Below are 25,071 nucleotides of genomic sequence, written 5' to 3'. Positions count from 1 at the left end.
CATGGCAGACATCGTTCTGGACAAGGTCACCAAGAAGTACCCGGACGGCTCCACCGCGGTCGACGGGGTCGACATCGAGATCGCCGACGGCGAGTTCGTGATCCTCGTCGGCCCGTCGGGCTGCGGAAAGTCGACGACGCTGAACATGATCGCGGGCCTCGAGGACATCACCTCGGGCGAGCTGCGGATCGGCGGGGAGCGCGTCAACGAGCGCGCCCCCAAGGACCGTGACATCGCGATGGTGTTCCAGAGCTACGCGCTCTACCCGCACATGTCGGTGCGCGACAACATCGCCTTCCCGCTGACCCTGCAGAAACTGCCGAAGGATCAGATCGCCGCCAAGGTCGACGAGGCCGCGCGCATCCTCGATCTCGGTCAGTACCTCGACCGCAAGCCGGCCAACCTGTCCGGTGGCCAGCGCCAGCGCGTCGCGATGGGCCGCGCGATCGTGCGCTCGCCCAAGGCATTCCTCATGGACGAGCCGCTGTCGAACCTCGACGCCAAGCTGCGCGTGCAGATGCGGACCGAGATCGCCCAGCTGCAGCAGCGCCTGGGGACCACCACCGTCTACGTGACGCACGACCAGACCGAGGCCATGACCCTCGGCGATCGTGTGGTCGTCCTGCGCGGCGGGCACGTCCAGCAGATCGGTACGCCCCAGGAGCTCTACAACAACCCGACCAACGTGTTCGTCGCCGGGTTCATCGGTTCGCCGGCCATGAACTTCCTGTCCGGCCGCCTCGGCACGGACGGCATCGAGACCGCGATCGGCACGATCGCCCTCGACGATCACCGCGCCGTGGTGTCGCGTGCAGGCGACGTCGGAAGCAGCGGTGAGGTTCTCATCGGCATCCGCCCCGAGCACCTCGAGGACGCGTCACTGGTCGACGACACCACGCGTCGGCAGGGTGCGACGTTCACCGCGAACATCGAAGTCCTGGAATCGATGGGCTCGGACATCTACGCCTACTTCGGCATCGGCGACGGATCGAGCCGGGCGTCGAGCGACGCGCTCGCCGAGCTGTCCGCCGACTCCGGCGCCGACCTCGGGGGCAGTCAGCTCATCGCCCGCCTGTCGCCGGATTCGATGGTCCGCCGTGGTTCGACCGCCGAGCTGTTCTACGACGCCTCGAAGGTGGCGGTGTTCGATCAGAGCTCGGGAGAGTCGCTGCGCCGCCGTTGAACCCGGTTATCGACTCGCTGCGCGACCACTACCGCCGTCTCTGGTGGGAGTGGTCGCGCAGTTCGTCGAACACCTTCTCGTCCCAGATGTGCCTGCGTACCAGCCGATAACGTTCGCAGGCCACCCACATGTACAGTTCGGCGTCGCTGGTCAGATCGTCGCGGATGCCGGCCCGGCGGGCCATGCGGACGACGGGCAGGAACTCCTCGCCGAACCAGCGCCGGGCGACCTCGGTGCGACTCAGGAACTCAGCGATCTCCTGAGACAGCCGAAAACCCCACGCCTCCACGTTCTCCGCGAGTTCGGCGTAGTCGAACGGGTCGGTCAGGGTGATGGCCTCGGCCTGCGCACCCTCGAGCGGCACCCGCGACAGGAACAGCCGGCGGTGATCCTTGAGGATCAGGTCCGACGGTGCGTTGATGCCCTCCGGTGAGATTCGTGTGTGGATCTCGGTCACATAGGCGTCGATGGTGGTCAGGTTGCGGGCGATGGCGATCGACACACGGTGATGGCCGTCGATGACGAAGTGCATCGAGCCGACCCGGTAGAGCTGAACCGGCGGCACCGACTCACCGCGGCGTTGCGCGGCGGCGATCCGCTGCCACCGTTCCCGCAGCCGCGACGAGGTGGGGCGGAAGTAGCGGTCGAAATCCTTGGTGCGGTCGACGCTTCCGACGATCGAGGACACCTCGACGACCTGGAGTCCGAGTACGGTCTTGCCCGTCGCCCCGAGCGCCGCGACGACCTCGTCGAACGGCAGGATGGTGTTGACGTCCGCCGGCTGACGCATGAACCACTGTGCGAGACGGGCACGTTCGGCCTGGCGGCGCAGCCGGGCGAAGTCGTTGCCGGCGTCGGCGTCGGGGAATCCGGTGTCACGCGCCATGTCTGCGTCTCACGATCTCGACGTTCCGGCTCGCCGGATCGATGTCGAACTGGCAGAAGCCCACGACGTTCATCGACGTCGTCGTCTCGCCGATCGGCAGATCGCGCGACTTGCTGCCGTAGGGATGGACGTGCCCGTGCACCAGTAGCGTCGGGCGCAACGCATGCACGAGCGGGTGGAAACAGTCGAAACCCTGATGCGGGGTGTCGTCGCCATCGCCGACCCCGCGCGCCGGGCTGTGGGTGAGCAGGATGTCGGTGCCGCCCCGACCCGGACCGACGGGCCTCGACAGAACGTTTCCGCAGCGCAGACGCATCGACCGGAGTCGTTGCTGGGTGTCGGTGTACTGGTTTGTGCCGCCGTTGTATCGCCGGCTTCCGCCGAGACCGCTGATCCGCAGTCCGGCGACCGTCACCGTCCGACCGTCGGCGTTGATCCCGCCGCGCGGACCGGGATCCACGGTGGGTAGGCCCGCACGGGTCCACCCGGTGCGTCCGCGGTGGTAGCCGCGGAGTTCACGGTCGTGGTTGCCGGGGACGTAGACACAGGGTGCGTCGCACAGCGAGGCGAGGATCTCGAGATAGTCGAACGGGAGGTCGCCCGCGCCGAGGATGAGGTCGGGACGCCCCTCGATCCCGATGCCGAAGGTGAGAGAGTCCACCACCTCGTCGGCGACCGCCAGAACCCGGACCATTGCTCCAGGCTAGACGAGGGCTCAAATCGGTCACAGTCTTCTCGGTAGCCTGACGGACGTGACTGAAGCGGTGACCGAACTCGTCGGGCGACATGTCAGGGAACGGCTGGGCGCCGAACCACAACGAGCGTCGGTGACGTTCCTCGGTGTGGAGCCGATCGACGTCCTGCGGTTCGTGCTCGGCGACTCCGCCCCCGGTGAGCTGGTGTACGTCACGTCGGGGTGTGCACGCCACCCGATGACCGATCCGACCGACCTCCACGCCGACCCGGTGCGGGGGCCGCGGGCCGAACTGGTGGTACGCATGCGGGCGGGTTCGCCGCTCCCCGGTCTGCACAGGCGCTTGGCGACGCTGGCGGCCGCACCCGCCGTCGAGGGGCTGATCCTCGACGCCGACGCCCTCGTCGACCTGGGCGAACCGCTCTGGGACGGCGCCACCTGCACCGCGGTGTTGCTGTCCGACGACGAACTCGGCGAGGTCGAGTTGCCCGACCCCATGGATTCCGTCCGTCTGTTGCGGGCGGTGCCGATCACGGCGAACGAGGCGGCCTGGGTACGACTGAAGGGGGCTGAGGCGTTGCGCGACGCCTGGCAGGAGGCCGGCATCGATGTCGCCGAACCAAATCGCGCCTCGGCCACACCCGGCTGAGGTTTCGTGCGGCTCCCCGGCGGGAACGATGCACTGGTGACGCTGACATCCGCATCGCCCGCATCGCCGCGAGCCACGGTCGCCGCCTCCGCGGTCGGCGAGGTCTATCTGCCCCAGCAGGACACCGAGCTGCTCATCGACCTGGTGCACTCCCTGGGAGTGGACGGCAAACGCGTCCTCGACCTGTGTACCGGCAGCGGTGCGATCGCCATCGCAGCCGCTGGTCGGGGCGCCGCCGAGGTCACCGCCGTCGACGCCTCCGCCGACGCGGTCGCGTATGCGCGCCGGTCCGCGAGATCGGCGGGGGTGTCCATCACCGTCGAACACGGAGATCTGACCCGTCACGTCGGGCAGTACGACGTCGTGACCTGCAACCCTCCCTACGTACCGACCCCCCCGGTCGACGATCCCCGTTATCACCCGGCGGGACCGTCGCATGCCTGGGATGCGGGCCTCGACGGTCGGGCGGTGTTGGACCTCCTGTGTGCACACGTCCCGACGCTGCTGCGTCCCGGCGGAGCGTTCCTGCTGGTGCATTCCGAGTTCGCCGACGAGGAGGCGTCGCTGCGGGCTCTTCATGCCGCCGGTCTGCACGCCGAGGTCGTCTCGGAGCGGTTCATCCCGTTCGGTCCCGTCATGACCGCCCGGGCCGAGTGGCTCGAGGAACGCGGACTGCTCGAGCGCGGATGCCGCGTCGAGCGACTGGTCGGCATCGCAGCCGTCGCACCGGGCGACCGGAAGGTCGACGGGGAGCCGGCAGAGGGTCACACTACTGACACGGAGCATTCGGCATGACCCTGGAGGACGTCACCGTGGCGCGAACCGAGAACGGCGCGGGCACCGAGCGCACCGCGGTGCGGGTCGTCCGCGGAGGACCGGTGCTCGTCGAAGGGCCGGTCGACATCGAACTACCGGATGGCTGCCGTGTGCAGTCCGACCGCTTCATGGTCGCCATCTGCGCGTGCGGTCGCAGCAAGAACTATCCGCTGTGCGACACGAGTCATCGCAAGCGACGTCGGCGCTCGGCTGACTAGTTCGTTCTTCTAGATCCCGGGGAAAGCGCTCTCGCCGCGTTCCCAAGCACCCATCACGTGTGCTTCGAGTGCGTCCTCCACGAACAAGAAGGCGCGGATCCCGAAGATGACGTCGGCCTCGGCGCTCGGATCCGTTCGGACGAGGTCGCCGACCACGTCGGTGCGCAGAATCTGCTCGTGGACCGCGTCGGCCTCGACGTGTTCGCGGTAGAAGTGCCGGCAGGCCTCGGGTGCGTCGAGCCGTTCGAGTCCGGCGAGGAGTCGCTGGGACCCGGGCGGTGAGGTGATCTCGGTGGCCGCGAGGTGTCCGACGGCCGCACCGCGGTAGCGGCGGTGAAGACCGAAGAGCGACATCAGGTTCACCGGCGTCAGGGCGGCGGCGGGGACGGAGTCGAGGTAGCCGAGATAGTCGGCGGACAGCTCCGACGCGCGGAGCAGGTCGGCGAAGAGCTCCTGGTGCACGGCACGACCGCGACCCCCGCCGAACTCATCGAATTCGACTGCGACGAAAGACGCCTTGGCCTGCCCGCGTAGTCGCGGGATCGCCCAGGCGTGCGGATCGGCCTCCTTGAGGTGATACAGCGACCGCAGTGCGAACATCTGGCGGTATTGCTCCCAGGTCCCGTTGTCGCGGAGGAAGTACGACGCGCCGTCGCCGTCGAGGTTCTCGATGCAGAGTTCGTCCATCTCGACCTGCACGGACTCGTCCTCGGCGGCCGCGGGTACGTCGCGGTGGAGGGCCTCCAGGAACCGCCGCTCGAGTTCGGCGCGCAGCGACAGCAGCGCCGGCTGCCACTCCCACGTGACATCGGCGTCGGCGAATCCGACGTAGTGCATCTCGTAGCAGAGGTAGAGCGCGAGCTGCAGGTCGTCGCCGTAGGGGTCCGGGTCGTGCAGTGCTGCGGTGACGTCGACGGTCGGTGTCGTATCGGGATCGCTGCGCAGCAGGTCGATCACCGCCTGGGACAGGGGACCGCGTGCCTGTGGCAGCGTCGGGATGCGAAAGACCCCGACCGTGGTCGGATCCGCAGCGATCGCCTGAGCTGACACCAGCACTCCTCACTCCTCTGGTCCGCGACGCCGGGCGCGGACGCGGATCGTTCCCCGGGTATCCGGGGGCGGCCTGGCCCAAACCTGCCATGCCGGTGACCGTCATCCCAGAATAGGCCGCCGCTACCCGGATCTGACCGCGCTGAGCAGGGCGTCGTCGAGTGAAGCGCGCACCAGGGCGGCGGCGAGGACCTCGGGCCTGCCGCCGGCGAGGTCGGCGAGCCGCCCGGGGTCGTCGGGAAGACCGAGGTCCTTGGCGGCGTCGAGGGCCCGTCGGTCGAAACGCGGTGCGACCCAGCCCCACACGGACTGCACCTCGCGCAGGAAGATCTCGGCGCCGACCGGACCTATGCCGGTGAACTCCTGCAGCAGTTTCGCGGCCTTGTCCGGGTCGGAGTCGGCCTTCTCGGCGAGTTCGCGGAGATCGCCGTGATAGTCGTCGAGCACCTTCCGGCCGGCCTCCCCGAGCCGGGTGGCGGTGCTCTCGTCGTAGCGCTTGTAGTGTCCCCGGCCCAGGGCGTCGACGAGGCTCTGCCACGACGCCCGGGCCATCTTCTCCGGGGTCCGGTACCCCGACGAGAACAGTTCGCGAGCTGCGGCGACCGCGATCTCGGCGGAGATCCGCGTGCTCAGCAGGAGGGACAGGACGAGCAGCTCGAACAGTGGCGACGGGGTGTCCTTCAGCGTGATCCCCGCGTCGTCGGCGTAGGTGCGGCCGGCTCGCTCGAGCAGGGCCTTCACGGTGTCGTCGGTGTTGTCATCGCTCATGGTCGCCGACTACCCGAGGTGGCGATCGGGCAATCACCTCACAGCCAGTGGCTGCGCCGGAAGACCACGAACAGCAAACCGCACACCGCCACCAACACGCCGAGGACGAGCGGATAACCCCACGGCTGATGCAGTTCGGGCATGTGGTCGAAGTTCATGCCGTAGATCCCGGCGACCATCGTCGGAACCGCGGCGATCGCAACCCAAGCGGAGATCTTGCGCATGTCGGTGGTCTGCTGGATGCCCACCTTCGCGGCGCCGGCCTGCAGCAGGGAGTTCAGCAGATCGTCGTATTCCAGCACCCGGTCGATGACGGTGGTGAGATGGTCGTCGACGTCGCGGAGGTGCCGGCGAACCTCCTTGGGCACCAGCGGGTTTCCGCCGGCGGTCAACATCCGCAATGGTTCGGACAGCGGGGTGACGGCGCGTCGGAGTTCGAGGACCTCGCGCCGCAGCAGATAGACCGGGTCGATGTCGAGCCAGCGATTCTGCCGGCTGAACACCGACTCCTCGATCGCCACGATGTCGACGTCCATGCGTTCGGTCACGGCGAGATAGCTGTCGACGACCTTGTCGGCCACGGCGTGCAGCACGGCGGTCGGGCCGAGTGCGAGCCGTTCGGGGCGGCTCTCGAGATTCCGCCGCATCCCCGACAGTTCGGTGTGCTCGCCGTGCCGCACCGTGAGGACGAAGTCGGGTCCGGCGAAGACCATGATCTCGCCGGTCTCCACGACCTCGCTGGCCTTCGCCATCGACTCGTGTTCGACGTACTGCACGGTCCGCAGCACCAGGAACTGCGTGTCGTCGTAGACCTCGAGTTTCGGCCGCTGGTGCGCGTGCACGGCGTCCTCGACGACGAGCTCGTGCAGACCGAAGGTCGTGCCCACATCGGCCATCTGGGAGTCGTCGGGGGAATGCAACCCGACCCACACGAAGCCCTCACCCGATTCACGAACCTGAGCCAGTGCGTCGCGGTAACCGATGCGACCCGGCCGGCGGTGGCCGTCGACATAGACCGCGCAGTCGACGACCGCGCGTGCCGCGGGTACCGGGATCTTCCTCGGCGAGGCGTGTGCGTCCCGACGCGGCGGGAGGCCACGCGGACCGGATTTGGGGATCGTCGCCACGTCTGCCGATGGTACGCGCGGGGATTGCCTCGTTCCCGCCTATCGGATCTCGGCCGTGCCGCCGAGGGCGTCTGAACCGGGAGGCGCACAGCAGATACGGTGGCACCGTGCGTAAACGTCTCGTCCGCAAGCGTCTCGTGGTGGTCACCGGGCTGATCGTGGCACTGGCCGTCGTCCTCGCCGGGTGCGGGGACGACGCCGCGTCGCCACCGCGGGGCATCGTGATCGGCTCGTCGGACGACGCGGCCATGCGGGTGATGGCCGAGGTGTACGCGGGTGCACTGCGCAACGCGGGTTCCGTCGTGTCCGCCGACCGGCTTCGCGGTGACGACGCGACGCTGCTCGACGAGATGGATCGCGCCGACCTGGACCTCTTCCCGGCCTTCACCGGGGACCTGCTGACGATGCTCGCCCCGTCGTCGACCGCGGTCGGCGCCGAGGACGTCTACGTGGAGCTGAACCGATCACTGCCGCAAGGTGTTTCGGTGGGCGACGAGACGCCGGTCTCCGGCGCACCGCAGATCTTCGTGTCGACGGCCCTCGCCGGCAGCGTGGGCGCCACCGGCCTCGACGACTGCGCACTGCTACCGGCCGGACTCCCGGTCGTCGCCACCTCCGACCCCGATCCGGCGACGCTCAACGCGTTCACCTCGGCCGGGTGCCGACTCGGACCCGTGGAAACGGTCGACACCACCGATCAGGTCCTGCGGCGCGCAGCCGACGGCAACGCGGTCGGTCTCCTCACGCCTCTCGACATCGCCGGGGAGGACGCCGAGGGCGCATCGTCCGACGTCCAGGCACTACGCAACTCGGAAGGCGGCGACGACACCCCCGACAACGCGCCGGACGGGGGCGAGGCGAGTACCGAGCGCGAGCCCGTCGCCGAACAGACCGGACCGCGCGCCGAGGTGCTCGTGCCCGTGTTCCGGGCGGCCGCACTCAACCGCGATCAGGTCAAGACCATGAACAAGGTCGCCGGCGAGATCACCACCGCCGACCTCGCCACGATGTCGGGCGAGGTCGAGACCGGCAGCGATCCGCGGGACGTCGCGCTCGAGTGGCTGGCCGAACACGGCCTGTAGCTGCTCAGTCCGCCTTCGAGAGCGCCCAGCCGGTGACCTTCGCCGAGACCCACTGGTACTTCGATGCGACGATGCGCACCGCGAGATCGAGGATCTTCGCATCGGCTCCGACGAGGATGCGCGCCTTGTTCTTCCGCACGCCCTCGATGATCACGTCGGCGGCGTCCGCACTCGACATGCGCGCGAGGTAACGGTCGAAGAAGGCGGCGGTCGCCTTCTGGTCGTGGTCGCCGGACACGGTGGCGTTGCGGGCGATCGCGGTCTTGATTCCGCCCGGGTGCACACAGGTCACCTGGACCGGGTGCTTGGCGATGATCATCTCCTGGCGCAGGGCCTCGGTGAAGCCGCGGACGGCGAACTTCGCCGAGTTGTACGCGGCCTGACCGGGTTCGGCGAGGAGGCCGAACAGCGACGAGGTGTTGACGATGTGGCCGTCGCCGGAGGCGATGAGGTACGGCAGGAACGCCTTGGTGCCGTTGACGACTCCCCAGTAGTCGACATCCATGACGCGCTCGATGTCCTTGAACTCGGTGCGTTCGATCTCGCCGTGATGTGCGATGCCGGCGTTGTTGAAGACCACGTTGACCACGCCGAAACGGTCCTTGACGGTGTCGGCGTAGGTCAGCACGGCCTCCCGCTCGGCGACGTTGAGCAGCTGCGAATGCACTTCTGCTCCGGCCGCTTTCACGAGACGCTCGGTTTCGGCCAGGCCGTCGGGCGTGACGTCGGAGATGGCGAGGCGTGCACCCTGCCGGGCGAGTTTGACCGCGATGTCGCGGCCCATGCCCGAACCGGCGCCGGTGATGACCACGACCTTGTCGCGAAAGTCCTTCATGAGTTGTCTCCTCGAGATGGTGTCGAAGTGGCGGGGGGTCGAACGCTCAGGCGTTGACGGCCGCCGGCTGGTCGGTCTTCGACTCGTCGCCGTGGTCCGGGGTGGAGGTCGCCGGGCGTCGTGCGCCGCGGGTGACATCGTATGCGGCGATGTCGAACCGGCGGGTCGTGTTGCGGAAGGCGAAGGTGAATCCGGGCCACAGCGTGGTGATGTTGCCGTTGGCGTCCTTGTACCAGGAGGCGCAGCCGCCGTTGACCCACACGCTGTTGCGCAGCTTGTGCTGGATGCCCGCGTTGAACTCCTGCTGTGCGGACAGCTTCACCTCGGTGCGGGTGATCCCCTGCGACCGAACGGTTTTGAGGTAGTCGACGAGGTAATTCAGCTGCGACTCGATCATGTACACCATCGAGGTGTGGCCGAGGCCGGTCGACGGCCCGACCATCAGCATCATGTTCGGGAAACCGTGGACGAACGAGCCCTTGTAGCCCTGCATGCCGATCTCGGCCCAGACGTCGGCCAGGCTGCGCTGGTCCTTGCCGACGATCTTGTCGAAGACGGGGGAGTCGGTGACGTGGAATCCGGTGGCGACGACGATGACGTCGACCTCGCGGGTCGTCCCGTCCTTGGCGACGACCCCGGTGGGGGTGATGCGCTCGATCCCGTCGGTGATGAGGTCGACGTTGGGGCGGGCGAGGGCGGGATACCAGTCGTTGGACCGCAGGATGCGCTTGCATCCCACCTGGAAGGTGGGGGTGGCCTTACGGCGCAGCTCGGCGTCGCGACCGATGCCCCGCGCGATGTTGGCGCGGCAGAGCAGTTCGACGGGCTTGAGCGCGGTGGGGGAGTAGGTCAGGCCGAAGGCGATGACCTCGTTGGCGGCATAGATCCCGCCGCGGACGGCCGACTGGTAGCCCGGGACGTTCTTGTACGCCCAGTGCTCGAGCTTGGTGTACGCGCGTTCGGTACGGGGGACGATCCACGGTGCGGTGCGCTGGTAGACGTCGAGGCGCGAGGTCACCTTGGCCAGCTCCGGGACCAGCTGGATGGCCGAGGCGCCGGTGCCGATGACCGCGACGCGCTGTCCGGTGAAGTCGTGGTCGTTGTCCCAGCGGGCCGAGTGGACGATCTTGCCCTCGAAGGATTCGATGCCCTCGATGTCGGGGAGGTTCGGCTCGCAGAGCGGTCCGACGCCGCCGATGAGGACGCGGGCGCGGACCTGTTCGGTGGTGCCGTCGCGCTCGGTGTCGATGATCCAGCGTCCCTCGTCCTCGTTCCACGCGGCGTTGGTGACCTCGGTGCCGAAGCGTGACCGGGCCGCGATGTCGTGACGAGCCGCGACATCGTTGATGTACGCATGGATCTCCGGCTGGTGCGAGTACGACCGCGACCAGGTCGGGTTCTTCGCGAACGAGTAGGAGTACAGCTGCGACGGCACGTCGCAAGCGGCGCCGGGGTAGGTGTTGTCGCGCCAGGTGCCGCCGAAGTCGCGGCCTCGATCGAGGAGCACGAAGTCGTCGAATCCGTGCTGCCTCATCCGGATGGCGGCACCCAGCCCCGAGAAGCCGGCCCCGATGATGGCGATCTCTACATCGTTCGTTGTCATGGTGCCACCATAGGGGTGATACTGAACACGTGTCAATAGTTATTGAACAAGCCTCAATAGGGGTAGTCTGACCGGGTGACCAGTAGAGGAACGGCTGCCACGCCGGTGATCGAGGACAAGCCGACCGCGTCCAAGCGCACCCGGATGAGTCCCGAGGCCCGTCGCGATCAGCTCCTCGAGTTCGGTCTGGAGATGGTCCGGGATCGACCCCTCGACGAGATCACCATCGACGCCATCGCCGACGCGGCCGGGGTGTCGCGGGCGCTGCTGTTCCACTATTTCGCGTCCAAGCAGGACTATCACGTCGCGATCGCCCAGGCGCAGGCCGACCGGATGCTGGCCTGCACCGAACCGGACGAATCCCTCGGCGACCCGATCGCCATCCTGACCGCATCCATGGCGGCCTTCGTGGACTTCGTCAGCGAGAACCGTTCGGCGTACACAGCTCTCATCCGCGGGGCGTCGAGCTCGGACCCCGCGATGCGCGACGTCTTCGACCGCACCCGGGAGGTCATGGTCGGCCGCGTTCTCGATCACGCGCCGGCTTTCGGTGTGGAGGTCACCCCGACGGTGGTGCTGAGCGTCCACGGCTGGGTCGCCTTCGTCGAGGAGACGACGATCCGCTGGCTGACCTCGCCCACGGTCACCCGTGAGCAGCTCCTCGGCCTGATCACCGCGGCGCTGCCGGCGCTCGCCGCTGCGGGCGAACAAGCCACCGGGGCCACCGGGTAGCAACGTGTCAGGCGGCCGGGCCGCCGGCCGGGTTGACGGTTCCCGTCGCGGGCCGCACATCGCGGTTGCGTAGGAGGAGGCCGACCGCGATCATCCCGACCCCGAGAACGAAGTGCAGCCAGTTGTCGGCGGTGTTCACCGGGACGAAGTTGGCGCCGCTGTCCTGGTCGATGACCAGACCGTAGACCCAGAGCACGAGGTAGATGGCACCGCCGGCAACCAGATAGAGGAACGCGGTGGCCACCGTGCGGGCCAGGAGTATCCCCGCCACGCCGAACAACAGGTGGACGATGTTGTGCAGGATCGACACCTGGAAGATGCCGAGCAGAGCGGCCTCGGAATGATGACCCGCGAACGTCAGCGTGTCGTAGTCCGTGGTGATACCCGGGATGAAGCCCAGGATTCCGACGAGCAGGAAGACCGCGCCGACGACGAGCGCCGCGGTCCGGATGGGTGAACGAGTGACCCGGGCATTCGTGGATGACATGAGAATCGACCTCCGAGGATTTCTGCGGATGCCGCGGCACGGTCTCGACCACGCTCTGATCTGTGTAGCCGGTAATAACCCTCACGATCGGTTCCAAACCTGCGGTTGTGCACACGCCCGGATACTGTCGGTCCCGGGATTGTTCACCGTTGTGAACGGTCGCCTGCCGACCCCCGATGTCGGGAGGTGGCCCATCCACGACGATGAGCTGCCGTGACGTTGCTGTCCACCACCTGACACGGTCGGGACGAAAGGTCTTGCTATATGCCAATGCCGGAGAACGCCGAGGTTCGACGCGGGGTGCCAGGATGAAAGTCGCCATAGTCATCATCGGGACCCGGGGTGACGCACAACCCGGACTGGTCCTGGCACATGCGCTCGTCGAACGAGGACACGACGTCCGCATCGGGTTGCCGCCGAATACGATCAACGACGTCATGCGGCAATCGCTCGACGTCCGGCCCCTCGGGGTCGATTCGCGCGCCCATATGGAGAAAGTGCGGCGCATCCGCCGGGAGACGGAAGGGAAACCCATCCGTCGCATGCGCGACCTCGGTGCCGCGCACGTCTTCGGCTGGGATCAGCTCGTCGATGACATGGCGACGGTGGTCGACGGTGCCGATGTGATCGTCACCGGGTACAACACCGAGGTCCAGGCGCTCGCCTACGCCGAAGCTGCCGGTGTCCCGCTGGTGTCGATCCACCACGCGCCCGTCCGACGAAACCGTCGGGTGGCTCCGTTCATCGGGCGCCTGCCGGCCCGCAACAGCGCCGCGGTCCTCGCCAACTGGTTGTTGTTCGATGCGGTCACCTCGCTGCTCGGCCGACGCCGGGAGAACCGACTGCGCGCCCAGCTGGGTCTGCCCAAGGTGTCGCGGCAGTTCGCCACACGGATGAAGGACATACCCGGGGTCGAACTACAGGCCTACGATCCGATGTTCGCGATCCGCGACGACCCGACGTGGGACGGCGACAGCCGGATCCGCCGGCGTCCGGCAGTCGGATTCATCGAGTTGCCGGCTGATCTCCGCCCATTCCTCGACCCCCAGCCCGACGAACCGGAGCCCGGCGACGACCTGATGACGTGGCTGGACGCAGGTGATGACCCGCTGTACGTCGGCTTCGGCAGCATGCCGATGCGAGGGGAGAAGGCCACCCTCGACGCCTTTCTCACGGTCGCTCGTCGTCTCGGGCGCCGGCTGCTGATCTGTGCGGGCTGGACCGACCTGAGCGCCGAGATACGCGCGGCAGCCGAGTCCGACGACGTGCGCATCGAAAGCCACGTCGATCACGCCACCGTGTTCCCACGGTGCGCGGTCGTCGTCCACCACGGCGGCGCAGGCACGACCGCGGTCGCGCTCCGGTCGGCCACGCCGTCGTTGATCTGCTGGTACATGGTCGACCAACCGTTCTGGGGAGAAGAGCTCGAACGGCTCGGCATCGGGGCCTCCATGCCGATGACGAGCGACGGCGTCCTCGACCCCGACCGGATCGAGGAGGCGATCATCTCGCTGCTCGACCCGGGGGTAGCCGAGCGGGCGCGACGGGTCAGCGAGAAACTCACCCGCGCCGGCGACACCGTGACGTACGCGGTCGACGAGATCGAACGCCAGGTCGGTGACGCGGCTGCGCGCGGTGCCGGTGGCGCGAGTGCGGGATCGTCGGTCACGCGACTCGAACGTCTCGCGACCGACGATGCGCTCTACTGGATCATGACGCCGGCACTGGGATGGTCAGTGGTGCTGCAGATCGTCTGGGTCCTCGACGACGAGATCTCACCGGAGGCGCTGACCGCCATGAACACCGCCCTCTCCCGGGGACCACTGCACCGGATTCTGAAGACGACCGATGTGTACGGAGCCCGGCCGCGATGGGAACGGGCTCCGGACGCGCCGCCGCCGGCCATCGACGCCTTGCCGGTCGCGGAGTCCGACATCGACACCTGGGCTGCCGACGAGATGGCCACGGTTCCACTCGATGTCGAGAACGGTCGATGCTGGCGGCTTCGTGCGGCGCGCACCGAGTCGGGCGGCACGGTGGTGTCCCTGTGCGCGCTCCACGTGGCCACCGACGGTCGGGGAATGCTCGCCGCGGCAGCCGAGGCGGCGGCTGCTTCCGGCGCTCCGCTCGACCCGGCGACGGGCGGTGTCACACCGCGCCCCGGCAACGTCCCGGATGCCGCCACCGCCGCCTCGCGCAGCCGCCGGCGACTCGCCGATGTGGCGGACGCCTGCGTGCAAGTCGGTGAAGTCGCGCGAGGTCTCGTACGAGCGGTCGTCGAACAGCGAAGGAGCGTCGACGTCGAACCGGATCCGCGGCCGGACCGGCCGCCGTTGTTCGAGCGATCACCCAACGCCCGGTTCACTTATGCGACCGCGACCGTCCCGACGGACGTGTGGGAGCGGGTCGCGGCCGAACACGGCGGGACGTCGAACACGATGTTCATCGCCGCGGTCAGCGGGCTGCTGAGGTCCAGCGGTTTCGCGCCCCGCGGAGTGCCGATCAAGGTGGGGGTGCCGGTCGACCAGCGTGAGGGCGACGATGAGCGACGCAACGCGATCGCCGGGGTCTCGGTGTATCTGGCCGATGAGCCGGTTGCAGGCGGAGACCTCGGCGGCATTCGCGGCGCCTGCAAGGCAGCTTTTGTGCGACTGTCCGAAGGCAGGCGCGCGCCGCACATCCACCTGAACCCGCTGATCTGGTTCCTGCCGACCTCTCTGCTGTTGAAGGTGGCCGGTGCCGGCGCAGCCGGCCGGACACCCGACGCGATGGTCTCCAACCTCGGCGATGTCCCGGCCGAGGCGATGGAGATCGGTGGCCGGCCTGTGCGTCGCATCGCACTCCGCGGGATGGCGCAGGGAGTCGACCCGACCACGGAACTGAGGTTCGGCGACGGTGTCCAGTCGTGGCTGCTCCGGAGCCCGGAGCAGGTCACCTTCTCCGTCCTCGGCTGCGACGAGTCCCACTTCCCGGACGACGGGACGCTGCGCGACCTGCTCGACCGCGAACTCGATTCCTGGGACATCCCGCACCATATCTGGTGAGTCTGAACGCAGCGCGGCCCCTGCCGGATGATTCCGGCAGGGGCCGAGCTGCTGTTGGTGATCGGGCGGCGTCGACCTACTCGCCGAACGCCTCGTCGAGGATCTCCTGCTGCTCGACCGCGTGCACCTTGCTCGAACCCGAGGACGGGGCCGACATCGGGCGACGCGACACGCGGCGCAGGCCACCGAGGACGTCCGGGAGGACCTCGGGCAGCCACAGGCCGAGGAACGGCCACGGACCCTGGTTGGCCGGCTCCTCCTGGACCCAGCGGAACTCGCTGGCGTTGCCGTACTGCTCCAGTGTGTTGCGCAGGCGCCGGTGCGGCACCGGGTAGAGCTGCTCGATACGCACGATCGCGATGTCGTCGCGATCCTCCTTGTCGCGGCGGGCGGCGAGCTCGTAGTAGAGCTTGCCGCTCACCAGCAGGACGCGCTTGACCTTGTTGCGGTCGGCGTCGCCCTTGGCGAACTTCGGATCGTCGATGACCGACCGGAACTTGTCGTCGGTGAAGTCCGACACCGGGCTGACGGCGGCCTTGTTGCGCAGCATCGACTTCGGGGTGAAGACGATGAGCGGACGGCTGATGCCGTCGAGCACGTGACGGCGCAGCAGATGGAAGTAACTCGCCGGGGTCGACGGCAGTGCCACCGTCATCGAGCCCTCGGCGCACAGCTGCAGGAAACGCTCGATGCGGCCGGAGGTGTGGTCGGGACCCTGACCCTCGTGACCGTGCGGCAGGAGCAGCACGACATCGGAGAGCTGACCCCACTTGGCCTCACCGGAGGAGATGAACTCGTCGATGATCGACTGGGCGCCGTTGACGAAGTCGCCGAACTGCGCCTCCCACAGCACGAGTGCGTCCGGGTTGCCCACGGAGTAGCCGTACTCGAAGCCGACGACCCCGAACTCCGACAGCGGCGAGTCGTAGACCATGAACCGGCCGCCGTTGTTCTCTTCGTCGGCGGGCTGCAGGTGGTTCAGCGGGGTGTACTCCGAACCGTTCTGACGGTCGATGAGCACCGAGTGACGCTGCGTGAACGTGCCGCGGCGCGAATCCTGACCGGACAGACGGACGGTGCGACCCTCCATCACCAGCGAACCGAAGGCGAGGAGTTCGGCGAACGCCCAGTCGATGTTGCCGTTACGGGCGGCCTCGGCGCGACGCTCCAGAACCGGCTTGACGCGCGGATGCGGATTGAATCCCTCCGGGACGTTGACGAAGGCGTCGCCGATCGTCTGCAGGACCTCCTTGTCGACGGCGGTCACCAGCTTGGTCGGCAGGGTCTGGTCGGACTGGATCGACGGCGACGGCTCGGCGTGGTACTTCTCGAGTTCCTTGACCTCGTTGAAGACTCTCTCGAGCTGTCCCTGGTAGTCGCGCAGAGCGTCCTCGGCCTCCTTGGTCGAGATGTCACCACGACCGATCAGGGCCTCGGTGTAGCTCTTGCGGACGCCGCGCTTGGTGTCGATGACCTCGTACATCGCCGGCTGCGTCATCGAGGGGTCGTCGCCCTCGTTGTGGCCGCGGCGGCGGAAGCACACCAGGTCGATGACGACGTCCTTGTTGAACGCCTGGCGGTAGTCGACGGCGAGCTTGGCGACCCACACGGATGCCTCGGGGTCGTCGCCGTTCACGTGGAAGATCGGCGCACCGATCATCTTCGCGACATCGGTGCAGTACTCGGTGGAACGCGAGTGCTCCGGTGCGGTGGTGAAACCGACCTGGTTGTTGACCACGATGTGTACGGTGCCGCCGGTCCGGTAACCGGGCAGCATCGCCATGTTCAGCGTCTCGGCGACCACACCCTGTCCGGCGAACGCCGCGTCACCGTGCAGCATGAGCGGCAGGATCGGGAAGCGATCGTCCTCGTCGAGGAGATCCTGCTTGGCGCGCACCAGACCTTCGAGGACCGGGTCGACGGCCTCGAGATGGCTGGGGTTGGCGGTCAGCGACACGTTGATCTCGTTGTCGCCGAACATCTGGTAGTACTTGCCCTCGGCTCCGAGGTGGTACTTCACGTCACCCGAACCGTGGGCCTGCGACGGGTTCAGGTTGCCCTCGAACTCGCTGAAGATCTTCGAGTACGGCTTGCCGACGATGTTGGCGAGCACGTTCAGGCGGCCGCGGTGCGGCATGCCGATGACGACCTCGGTGAGGCTGTGCTCGGCGCTCTGGTCGATGACCGCGTCCATCATCGGGATGACCGACTCGGCACCCTCGAGCGAGAAGCGCTTCTGACCGACGTACTTGGTCTGCAGGAAGGTCTCGAAGGCCTCGGCCGCGTTCAGCTTGCTCAGGATGTACTTCTGCTCGCCGACCGGGGGCTTGACGTGCTTGACCTCCACACGTTCCTGCAGCCACTTCTGCTGTTCCGGTTCCAGGATGTGGGTGTACTCCACACCGACGTGCCGGCAATACGCGTCGCGCAGGATCGACAGCACATCGCGCAGCTTCATCTTCTCCTGGCCGTGGAAACCGCCGACCTTGAAGGAGCGGTCGAGATCCCAGAGGGTCAGGCCGTAGGTCGCGATGTCCAGATCCGGATGGCTGCTGCGCGCATCACTGTCCATCATCAGCGGATCGATGTCGGCCATCAGGTGACCGCGGCTGCGATAGGCCGCGATGAGTTCGAGCACGCGGGTGCTCTTGTCGACCAGACCGGCCGGGATGTCCCGACGCCAGCGGACCGGCTCGTAGGGCACATGGAACGCGGTGAAGATCTCGTCGTAGAACGCGTCGTCGATCAGCAGCTGGTGGATGGTGCGCAGGAAGTCGCCCGACTCCGCGCCCTGGATGATGCGGTGATCGTAGGTCGAGGTCAGCGTCATCAACTTGCCGACGCCGAGTTCGGCGATCTGCTCGTCGCTGGCACCCTGGAACTCGGCCGGGTACTCCATCGCACCGGCGCCGATGATCGCGCCCTGCCCCTTCATCAGGCGGGGCACGGAGTGCACGGTGCCGATGGTGCCGGGGTTGGTCAGCGAGATGGTGACGCCGGAGAAGTCGTCGGCGCCGAGCTTGCCGTCACGCGCGCGTCGGACGATGTCCTGGTATGCGGTGTAGAACTCGGCGAACCCCATCGTCTCGCACTCTTTGATCGCGGCGACGACGAGTGTGCGGTTGCCATCTTTGCCGACCAGATCGATGGCCAGACCGAGGTTGGTGTGCGCGGGGGTGACGACGTTGGGTTTGCCGTCGATCTCCGCGTAGTGCCGGTTCATGTTCGGGAAGGCCTTGATGGCCTGGACGATCGCGTAACCCAGGATGTGGGTGAAGCTGATCTTGCCGCCGCGGGTACGGGCGAGGTGGTTGTTGACGACGATGCGGTTGTCGATCATCGCCTTGGCGGGAACCGCGCGAACACTGGTGGCCGTCGGGATCTCCAACGACAGGGCCATGTTCTTCGCGATGGCGGCGGCGGGACCGCGCAGGACCTTGTTGGCGTCTGCGTTGTCCTTGGCGTCCGACGGGGCGGACTTGGCGGCGCCGACCGTGGCAGCAGGCTTCGGCTGGGAACGGGCGGAGCCGTCGCGGCTCGCGAGGCTGTGGCCGGATGCGGCCTTCGTCGCGGTCGACTCCTTGGCAGGGGAGGGCTTGCGAGCTGCGGCGGTCCGCGTCGGTGTCTGGTCGAGGGTGACCTGCTTACGCGGTGTGGTCTCGCCGGCGGGTGTCGCCGGGGCGCTGCCACGGCCGGAGCCGGAGGCGCTGCCGTTGGCGGACGGGGTGGAGGCCGGTTCGGTGGACACTGGGCCACCGTTGTCTCCGGGCTTGTAACTCTTCAAGAGCTCGTGCCAACTCGGGTCCACCGAGCTCGGGTCCTCTTTGAACTGCTGGTACATTTCCTCGACCAGCCAGGTGTTCTGTCCGAAGTCAGAAATCGAACTGCTGCTCACAGCGGTATCTCGCCTCAATTCCCTTAAGGTGCCGGGTTCTCTGCCACGCTGTCGTCCCTTGTGGAGACTATCGGTGAACCAAGTGCCGATGCTACGCGTCGTCGGCTGCGTCACACCCACCGACCTGCTACTACGGAGTCAGATCGTCATCTCGGGTGATCCGGCGCGGATGGTTCGGTTGTCGGTGTGCGATGCGCCTCGTTGCGCGTCCTGTCCCGAGCCCGTGAGGTCGGCACCCACCGCATTCTTCCTCACGGCGTGCACCGTCGCGTCGGGCTCCGTCACCGCGGCCTCGTCGGGGTCCACACCGGCTTCCCAGAAGCCGCGATACAGAGTGTCCAACGCCAGTAGTTCGTCATGTGTTCCGAGTTCGACGATCCGGCCGCCGTCGACCACCGCGATGAGGTCGGCACGGGCAGCGGTGGCCAGCCGGTGGGCGACGATGACCGAGGTCCGGCGCCGCGTCATCTCGCGGCCGGCCACCAGGACCTGCGCCTCGGTCGCCTGGTCGAGCGTGGCGGTGGCCTCGTCGAGCAGGAGCAGATCGGGGTCGACGAGTTCGGCCCGGGCCAGCGCGATCAGCTGACGCTGGCCGGAGCTGAGACCCTGACCGCGTTCGCCGATGGGGTGATTCATGCGCCCGGGCAGAGCCGCGATCATCGGAAGAGCACCCACCGCGGCAGCGGCCTCGACGATCGTCGCCCGGTCGGCATCCGGCCGCCCGTAGGCGATGTTGTCCGCGACGGTCCCGGTGAACAGGTGCGGTTCCTGCGGGACCAGACCCAGGCGGCGACGATATCCGGAGAGGACGAGATCGCCGATGTCGGTGCCGTCCACGAGGACGCGTCCGGTCGTCGGGTCGTAGAAGCGGGCGAGCAGTTTGACGATCGTCGACTTGCCCGCGCCGGTCCGGCCGACGAGTGCGAGCGAGGTTCCGGCCGGGATGTGCAGGTCGACGTCGTGCAGCGCGTCGGACTCCGCACCCTGATAGCGGAAGCCGACCCGGTCGAACTCGACCTCGCCGTCGAAGCCGGTCGCCGGCGGTGCCGCGGCGTCCGGGTTGACCCGCAGCGAACTCGGGGTCCGCAGCAGGTCGCCGATCCGGCGCAGGCCGACCGCCGCCTGCTGGTAACCGTCGAAGACCTGCGACAGTTGCTGGACGGGACCGAACAGCATCGTGAGATAGAGGACGAATGCGACCAGGGTGCCCGCGGACAGCGACCCGGCCGCCACCTGGCCGGCGCCGACGCCGAGCGCGATCGCGGTGGCGATGTCCGACATCAGCATGATGAGCGGGAAGTACGACGCGATCGCTCGCTGCGACACCATCCGCGCCTCGACCCACGCCGCGGACCGCTGCGCGAATCGTTCCTGTGCACCCGCGGTGCGGAGGTAGCTCTGAGTGGTCTTGATCCCGGCGATGTTCTCCTGGAAGTCGGCGTTCACGGTGCTGATCAGTTCGCGGGACCGCGTGTAGGCGGCGCTCGCGACCCGACGGAAGACGATCGTGGCGGCGACGAGGAGCGGGAAGACCGGAAGGACCAGCAGTGCGAGCAACGGGCCGGTGACCAGCAACGCGATCGTGACCCCGACCAGGGTCAGGAGCGCGACGATCGCCGAGGTGAGCCCGGTCTGCAGGAAGGTCGACAATGCGTCGATGTCGGTCGTCATCCGCGTCATGATGCGACCCGACAGTTCGCGTTCGTAATAGTCCAGCCCGAGCCGCTGGATGTGGGCGTAGCTGCGGATGCGCAGCCCGAACAGCACACGTTCGCCGGCGCGTGTGGAGGTCAGCGTCAACAACGACGCGGCGACCCACCCGACCCCGACGAGCACCACACCGCCGACCGCCGCCCACCACAGGGTGCGCTGGTCGTGGTCTCCGGCGGCGTCGATGACGGCGCGGGCGATGCTGGGGAACACCAGGCCGATGAGGGTGTCGACGGCGATGGCCGCCAACGCGAAGGCGAGTAGCCATCGGACCGGTCTCAGCAGTCCGCGGAGCGTGAAGTGCGGGTTCTCGCGCCGGACGTCGGCGACGTCCACCTCGGGGTCCTCGACGGCCGGCGGCAGTGCGTCGACCCTCGCCTGGAGTTCGGGCGTCGCGGGCATCGAACCCAGGGCGCCGGCGACACCGCCGCCGCCGCGACGCCCGGCCCGTGGTCCGGCGCCGACCGCTGTGCCGGGCCGGGCAGGTGGCTGCCCGGCCGGGAGATCAGTTGTGGGCCAGAGGTTCTCGATGTCGTCTGCGGAGACGTTCGGCGGCGCGGGTGTCGACGGGCCATCGAGGTCTCCCACGGCGTCGGTCATCAGCTCGCGGAACCTCGCCGACCCGGCCTCGAGTTCGGCCAGTGTGCCGATCGCGGTGATCCGGCCGTCGTCGAGCACGGCCACCCGATCGGCGAGCACGAGCGTCGACCGCCGATGGGCCAGGACCAGCATGGTGCGGTTCTCATCGCGCAGGCGGCCGAGGATCCGGGCCTCGGTGGTCGCGTCGACCGCCGACGTCGCGTCGTCGAGCACCAGGACGCGCGGATCGGCGAAGAGGGCGCGCGCCAGGGCGACCCGCTGGCGCTGTCCGCCCGAGAGGGTCAGGCCGCGCTCGCCGACGACGGTCTCATAGCCGTCGGGCAGTGCCTCGATGAACTCCGCCGCATCGGCCGCCGCGGCGGCTGCCGCGACCCGGTCGGCGAGGGAGTCGGGATCGACGGCGGCGGCGGGCCCCATCGCGATGTTCGCGGTGATCGTGTCGGAGAACAGGAAGGGCTCGTCGAAGACGACGGCCACGGCGCCGTGCAGCGCGCCGGGCGTCAGCGAGTCCACCGGGTGCGGCCCGTCGGAGCCGATGAGGGAGATGGTGCCCGCGTCGGGCCGCTCGAAGCGGCTGACCAGATCGGCGACGGTGGACTTCCCGGAGCCGGGCGGGCCGACGATCGCCACGCATTCACCCGGTTCGATCCGCAGGTCGATGCCGGTGAGCACGGCAGGCGGGTCATCCGCCTCATGGGTGTGATGGGCGAAGGAGACATGGTCCAGTTCGACGCCGAGCTGCCCGTCGGGCAGCGTGCCGGTGGCGGTTTCGCCGGGGTCGCGCGGGTGATCGATGACGTCGTAGACGCGTTCGACCGCGGCGCGGGCCAGCTGGGCGTTGACGATGAGGTTGGTGAGGAGGCGGGCGATGCCCGTCATCGCGGTGACGTAGGTGGTGAAGGCGAGGAACGTGCCGGCGGTGATCGCGTCCGTCATCGTCAGGTAGCCGCCGACGACGATCACCCCGACCATTCCCAGCTGGGGGATGGCGCCCAGGGTCGGGCCGAACCGGGCGTTGATCCGCGCCGCGCGCAGACGCCGGGCGAACAGCGTGCGGCAGCGCGTCACCAGTCCGTCGACGGCGCGGTCCTCCTGGCCGAAGCCCTTGACGACGCGTACGCCGGTGACCGTCTCTTCCACGTGCTGGGCGACGTCGGCCGCGGATTGCTGGGCGGACCACGTCGCGGCGAACAGCTTCCGGCGGGTACGGAAGACCTCGAGGGCGATGAGTGGCGCGATCACCAGCGCGACGGCGGTGAGCATCGGCGAGAGATAGGCCATGATCCCGAGGGCCACGACCATCTGGACCGCGGCGCCCATCGACAGCGGAGCCATCGCGAGCAGTCCCTGGACCACCTGGATGTCGGAGATGGAGCGGGAGACGATCTGCCCCGTCCGGATCTGGTGCTGACTGCGGCCGTCGAGATGGAGCAGGGTGTCCAGCAGGCGTCGGCGCAGGTTGTTCTGCACGTTGATCGCGAGTCGGCCCGCGAACACGCGCCGCCCGAAATGGCAGACGTAGCGCACGAGAGCCAGGACGACCAGCCCGGTGATGATGGTGGACAGGGCGAGATCGTCGTCGATCACGCCGGTGGCCCGGTCCACCGCCCCTTTGGCCAGCAGGGGCATCACGACGTCGACGGCCACCGCGATCATCGTGACGGTCAGGGTCACGACGACGATGCGACGGTAACGCCACGTCTCTCCGACCAGCTTCCGGATCCAGCCCGGTGAGGTGGTCGGGGTGCTCCCGGTGGCGGGAGGCGCGAAGGGTCCCGGGATCACCGCGAGCCGGGCGGCAACGGGCTCGTCTCGCCCACCACCTCGGCGTCGAGTACCCAGAAGACAGGCGCGGGACCGAACGCCTCACGCGCGTTGTGCACGATCTTGCGACCGAGTGCGCGGCTTCCCGCGCCACCGATCACCGCACCGATGCCGGCCGGCATCAGCTTGCCGAAGATCAACGGTGCGCGCCGGATCGCGTACTTGCGCACGAGTTTGTTGACGAGGGTCTTGTTCAATCTGGTGATGGCGCCCGACGGTAGGGCCGCACCGCCGAGTCGGCGAAGGGGGCCGCCTCGCGTACCGACGACCCGGCCGAGCGCGAGCACGCCCTCCTCGCCGAGTGCGACCGCCAGGACCAGTGCCTTGCGTCGTTCGGTCTCGTGGACGCCGATGCCGTGAACCTCGGCGACGGACAGGGCGAGCAACGCCGAGGCCTCGAGGAAGAAGGCGGTGTCGCCGGTCATCGCGCCGAAGGCTGTCATGGTTCCCACACCGGGCACGGCCGCGGCCGCACCGACGGCCCCACCCGAGCCGGTGACGGCGTTCAGGTAGCGCTTCTCGAGCCGCTCGATGATCTGCGCGGGGGAGTCGTCGGGGTATTTGCGGCGCAATGAGGCGACGTACTTCTTCACCGCGGGGCCTTGGAGCCTCTGCGCGCGGTCGAGGATTCCGCCGGTGACCTCGACGGCTTTGCCGGGCTGGTTGCGAGCGGTGTCGGTCATGACTTCGGTACCCAATTCTCTTCGGGGACGACCTCGGCGGGTCGTGGGGGGCCGGGTGGTGTGCCGTCGCCGAAGGGGCGTCCGCCGAGTTCCTCACGATGGTGGGGGGTGAGCCATCCCCGCAGGTCGGGGCCTTTCGGCACGATCTGGGTGGGGTTCACGTCGGTGTGCACGATGTAGTAGTGCTGCTTGATCTGGGTGAAATCGGTGGTGTCGCCGAAGCCCGGGGTCTGGAACAGGTCACGCGCGTACGCCCACAGCACCGGCATCTCGCTGAGCTTGCTGCGATTGCACTTGAAATGGCCGTGGTAGACGGGGTCGAAGCGGGCCAGGGTGGTGAACAGGCGGACGTCGGCCTCGGTGATGGTGTCGCCGACCAGGTATCGCTGCGTCGACAGCCGCGCGGAGAGCTCGTCGAGCTTGGTGAACAGGCGGTCGTAGGCGGCGTCGTAGGACTCCTGACTGCCGGCGAACCCGCATCGGTAGACGCCGTTGTTGACCTCGGTGTAGACGCCTCGACTCACCTCGTCGATCTCGTCGCGCAGGTGCTCGGGGTAGAGCTCGGGTGCGCCGTCGCGGTGGAACGCCGTCCACTCGAGCGAGAAGTCGATGGTGATCTGGGGGAAATCGTTGGTCACGACCTCGCCGGTGGGGACGTCGACGATCGCGGGCACGGTGATTCCCTTGGGATAGCGGGGGAACCGCTTCTCGTAGGCGTCCTTGAGTCGTGGGATCTGCAGGACGGGGTCGAGGCCGCCCGGGTCGAGATCGAAGGTCCACGAGTTCTTGTCGTGGGTGGGCCCGCAGAGTCCGAGAGAGATGGCGTCTTCGAGCCCGAGGAGCCGACGGACGATCAGCGTCCGGTTGGCCCAGGGGCAGGCGCGCGCGGCGACGAGACGATAACGACCCGCCTCGACGGGGTAACCGTCGCGACCGTCTGCGGTGATGCGGGTTTCGATGTACTTGGTGTCCCGCACGAATTCCTGGCCGGACATCACATAACTGCCCTGTTCGCCGGAATCGCTTGTCGCGGTGTGGTCGCTGGCGGTGGAATCCTCGGGCGCACGAGTCATGCTCACCACAGTAGTGATGGCCGGTGACAGTTGGCAGGGTCCGGACATGTGCGTATATTCCGACTGGAATATTCGACGCCGATCACACGACCTCGGGGTCGTCGGACCAGGA

General features: G+C 68.0%; 19 protein-coding genes. 7 read left to right on the top strand and 12 right to left on the bottom strand.

All coding sequences use genetic code 11. The features are described from left to right. Nucleotide 1 precedes the first annotated feature (1 nt). Nucleotides 2-1,183 carry an ABC transporter ATP-binding protein gene (locus NWF34_RS16390; protein ID WP_024497304.1) on the top strand — a complete coding sequence of 394 codons (1,182 nt, stop codon included), beginning with the start codon at nucleotides 2-4 and terminating at the stop codon, nucleotides 1,181-1,183. Between the two features lie 28 nt (nucleotides 1,184-1,211). Here the strand turns inward: NWF34_RS16390 and NWF34_RS16385 are convergent, their stop codons facing one another. Continuing rightward, entirely contained in the window at nucleotides 1,212-2,069 is an 858-nt protein-coding gene (locus NWF34_RS16385) for a chromosome partitioning protein ParB (protein WP_024497305.1), read from the bottom strand. Beyond that, complete coding sequence (locus tag NWF34_RS16380) at nucleotides 2,059-2,763, bottom strand: metallophosphoesterase (protein ID WP_024497306.1); 705 nt, start codon at nucleotides 2,761-2,763, stop codon at nucleotides 2,059-2,061. Before NWF34_RS16380 ends, NWF34_RS16385 begins: the two co-directional genes overlap by 11 nt. A 58-nt stretch (nucleotides 2,764-2,821) precedes the next feature. On the opposite strand from NWF34_RS16380, the gene NWF34_RS16375 reads away from it, so the two are divergent. The 3 genes from NWF34_RS16375 to NWF34_RS16365 are packed head-to-tail and all read left to right on the top strand — an operon-like array spanning nucleotide 2,822 to nucleotide 4,446. After that, nucleotides 2,822-3,412, top strand: coding sequence for a suppressor of fused domain protein (locus tag NWF34_RS16375; protein ID WP_024497307.1), 591 nt, complete (start codon nucleotides 2,822-2,824; stop codon nucleotides 3,410-3,412). Nucleotides 3,413-3,448: 36 nt separating this feature from the next. After that, entirely contained in the window at nucleotides 3,449-4,207 is a 759-nt protein-coding gene (locus NWF34_RS16370; protein ID WP_024497308.1) for a HemK2/MTQ2 family protein methyltransferase, read from the top strand. Then, complete coding sequence (locus tag NWF34_RS16365; protein ID WP_024497309.1) at nucleotides 4,204-4,446, top strand: CDGSH iron-sulfur domain-containing protein; 243 nt, start codon at nucleotides 4,204-4,206, stop codon at nucleotides 4,444-4,446. Before NWF34_RS16370 ends, NWF34_RS16365 begins: the two co-directional genes overlap by 4 nt. Before the next feature lie 9 nt (nucleotides 4,447-4,455). Here NWF34_RS16365 and NWF34_RS16360 read toward each other — a convergent pair whose 3' ends face one another. The 3 genes from NWF34_RS16360 to NWF34_RS16350 all read right to left on the bottom strand — a co-directional run bounded on the left by NWF34_RS16360 (nucleotide 4,456) and on the right by NWF34_RS16350 (nucleotide 7,391). Next, nucleotides 4,456-5,502, bottom strand: coding sequence for an iron-containing redox enzyme family protein (locus NWF34_RS16360; RefSeq protein WP_258325518.1), 1,047 nt, complete (start codon nucleotides 5,500-5,502; stop codon nucleotides 4,456-4,458). 117 nt (nucleotides 5,503-5,619) lie between these two features. Then, a complete protein-coding gene (locus NWF34_RS16355; RefSeq protein ID WP_258325517.1) occupies nucleotides 5,620-6,264 on the bottom strand; it encodes an endonuclease in 645 nt (214 codons plus the stop codon). Between the two features lie 38 nt (nucleotides 6,265-6,302). Continuing rightward, nucleotides 6,303-7,391, bottom strand: coding sequence for a magnesium and cobalt transport protein CorA (locus NWF34_RS16350; protein WP_006437260.1), 1,089 nt, complete (start codon nucleotides 7,389-7,391; stop codon nucleotides 6,303-6,305). 107 nt (nucleotides 7,392-7,498) lie between these two features. Between NWF34_RS16350 and NWF34_RS16345 the strand changes: the two genes are divergently transcribed. Beyond that, on the top strand, nucleotides 7,499-8,473 hold the full coding sequence (locus NWF34_RS16345; RefSeq protein WP_258325516.1) for a glycine betaine ABC transporter substrate-binding protein: 975 nt from the start codon (nucleotides 7,499-7,501) through the stop codon (nucleotides 8,471-8,473). Between the two features lie 4 nt (nucleotides 8,474-8,477). Here the strand turns inward: NWF34_RS16345 and NWF34_RS16340 are convergent, their stop codons facing one another. Both NWF34_RS16340 and NWF34_RS16335 read right to left on the bottom strand, forming a co-directional pair. After that, entirely contained in the window at nucleotides 8,478-9,308 is an 831-nt protein-coding gene (locus NWF34_RS16340; RefSeq protein ID WP_258325515.1) for an SDR family oxidoreductase, read from the bottom strand. 46 nt (nucleotides 9,309-9,354) lie between these two features. Beyond that, nucleotides 9,355-10,911 (bottom strand): NAD(P)/FAD-dependent oxidoreductase, encoded by a 1,557-nt coding sequence (locus tag NWF34_RS16335; protein WP_006437263.1) that lies wholly within the window; start codon nucleotides 10,909-10,911, stop codon nucleotides 9,355-9,357. Nucleotides 10,912-10,986: 75 nt separating this feature from the next. On the opposite strand from NWF34_RS16335, the gene NWF34_RS16330 reads away from it, so the two are divergent. Then, on the top strand, nucleotides 10,987-11,643 hold the full coding sequence (locus NWF34_RS16330) for a TetR/AcrR family transcriptional regulator (protein WP_040004858.1): 657 nt from the start codon (nucleotides 10,987-10,989) through the stop codon (nucleotides 11,641-11,643). A gap of 7 nt (nucleotides 11,644-11,650) precedes the next feature. On the opposite strand, the gene NWF34_RS16325 is transcribed toward NWF34_RS16330, so the two are convergent. Beyond that, a complete protein-coding gene (locus tag NWF34_RS16325) occupies nucleotides 11,651-12,130 on the bottom strand; it encodes a DUF4383 domain-containing protein (RefSeq protein ID WP_006437265.1) in 480 nt (159 codons plus the stop codon). A 308-nt stretch (nucleotides 12,131-12,438) separates the two neighbouring features. Between NWF34_RS16325 and NWF34_RS16320 the strand changes: the two genes are divergently transcribed. Next, the gene (locus tag NWF34_RS16320; protein WP_258325514.1) at nucleotides 12,439-15,174 is read left to right on the top strand and encodes a glycosyltransferase; all 2,736 of its coding nucleotides are present in this window, start codon (nucleotides 12,439-12,441) and stop codon (nucleotides 15,172-15,174) included. A 76-nt stretch (nucleotides 15,175-15,250) separates the two neighbouring features. On the opposite strand, the gene NWF34_RS16315 is transcribed toward NWF34_RS16320, so the two are convergent. The 4 genes from NWF34_RS16315 to NWF34_RS16300 all read right to left on the bottom strand — a co-directional run bounded on the left by NWF34_RS16315 (nucleotide 15,251) and on the right by NWF34_RS16300 (nucleotide 24,959). After that, nucleotides 15,251-19,015: a multifunctional oxoglutarate decarboxylase/oxoglutarate dehydrogenase thiamine pyrophosphate-binding subunit/dihydrolipoyllysine-residue succinyltransferase subunit gene (locus NWF34_RS16315; RefSeq protein ID WP_375295680.1), complete on the bottom strand. Its 3,765-nt coding sequence runs from the start codon at nucleotides 19,013-19,015 to the stop codon at nucleotides 15,251-15,253. A 192-nt stretch (nucleotides 19,016-19,207) separates the two neighbouring features. Continuing rightward, the gene (locus tag NWF34_RS16310; RefSeq protein WP_024497319.1) at nucleotides 19,208-23,164 is read right to left on the bottom strand and encodes an ABC transporter ATP-binding protein; all 3,957 of its coding nucleotides are present in this window, start codon (nucleotides 23,162-23,164) and stop codon (nucleotides 19,208-19,210) included. Further along, on the bottom strand, nucleotides 23,161-23,886 hold the full coding sequence (locus NWF34_RS16305; protein ID WP_024497320.1) for a hypothetical protein: 726 nt from the start codon (nucleotides 23,884-23,886) through the stop codon (nucleotides 23,161-23,163). The genes NWF34_RS16310 and NWF34_RS16305 overlap by 4 nt, the downstream gene beginning before the upstream one ends. Beyond that, nucleotides 23,883-24,959, bottom strand: a complete 1,077-nt coding sequence (locus tag NWF34_RS16300; protein ID WP_024497321.1) for a glutathione S-transferase family protein — start codon at nucleotides 24,957-24,959, stop codon at nucleotides 23,883-23,885. Before NWF34_RS16300 ends, NWF34_RS16305 begins: the two co-directional genes overlap by 4 nt. Between the last annotated feature and the right edge of the window lie 112 nt (nucleotides 24,960-25,071).

The organism is Gordonia sp. GONU, from assembly GCF_024733855.1.
In the GTDB taxonomy this organism is placed as follows: domain Bacteria; phylum Actinomycetota; class Actinomycetes; order Mycobacteriales; family Mycobacteriaceae; genus Gordonia; species Gordonia amicalis.
This window is presented reverse-complemented; position numbering and strand designations above follow the sequence as displayed.

Bases quoted from the DNA above. Each gene is read 5' to 3' on its own strand.
- NWF34_RS16365 (WP_024497309.1), top strand. From the start codon at position 4,204: ATGACCCTGGAGGACGTCACCGTGGCGCGAACCGAGAACGGCGCGGGC.
- NWF34_RS16325 (WP_006437265.1), bottom strand. From the start codon at position 12,130: ATGTCATCCACGAATGCCCGGGTCACTCGTTCACCCATCCGGACCGCG.
- NWF34_RS16335 (WP_006437263.1), bottom strand. From the start codon at position 10,911: ATGACAACGAACGATGTAGAGATCGCCATCATCGGGGCCGGCTTCTCG.
- NWF34_RS16355 (WP_258325517.1), bottom strand. From the start codon at position 6,264: ATGAGCGATGACAACACCGACGACACCGTGAAGGCCCTGCTCGAGCGA.
- NWF34_RS16385 (WP_024497305.1), bottom strand. From the start codon at position 2,069: ATGGCGCGTGACACCGGATTCCCCGACGCCGACGCCGGCAACGACTTC.
- NWF34_RS16390 (WP_024497304.1), top strand. From the start codon at position 2: ATGGCAGACATCGTTCTGGACAAGGTCACCAAGAAGTACCCGGACGGC.
- NWF34_RS16380 (WP_024497306.1), bottom strand. From the start codon at position 2,763: ATGGTCCGGGTTCTGGCGGTCGCCGACGAGGTGGTGGACTCTCTCACC.
- NWF34_RS16300 (WP_024497321.1), bottom strand. From the start codon at position 24,959: ATGACTCGTGCGCCCGAGGATTCCACCGCCAGCGACCACACCGCGACA.
- NWF34_RS16305 (WP_024497320.1), bottom strand. From the start codon at position 23,886: ATGACCGACACCGCTCGCAACCAGCCCGGCAAAGCCGTCGAGGTCACC.
- NWF34_RS16320 (WP_258325514.1), top strand. From the start codon at position 12,439: ATGAAAGTCGCCATAGTCATCATCGGGACCCGGGGTGACGCACAACCC.
- NWF34_RS16315 (WP_375295680.1), bottom strand. From the start codon at position 19,015: ATGTACCAGCAGTTCAAAGAGGACCCGAGCTCGGTGGACCCGAGTTGG.
- NWF34_RS16340 (WP_258325515.1), bottom strand. From the start codon at position 9,308: ATGAAGGACTTTCGCGACAAGGTCGTGGTCATCACCGGCGCCGGTTCG.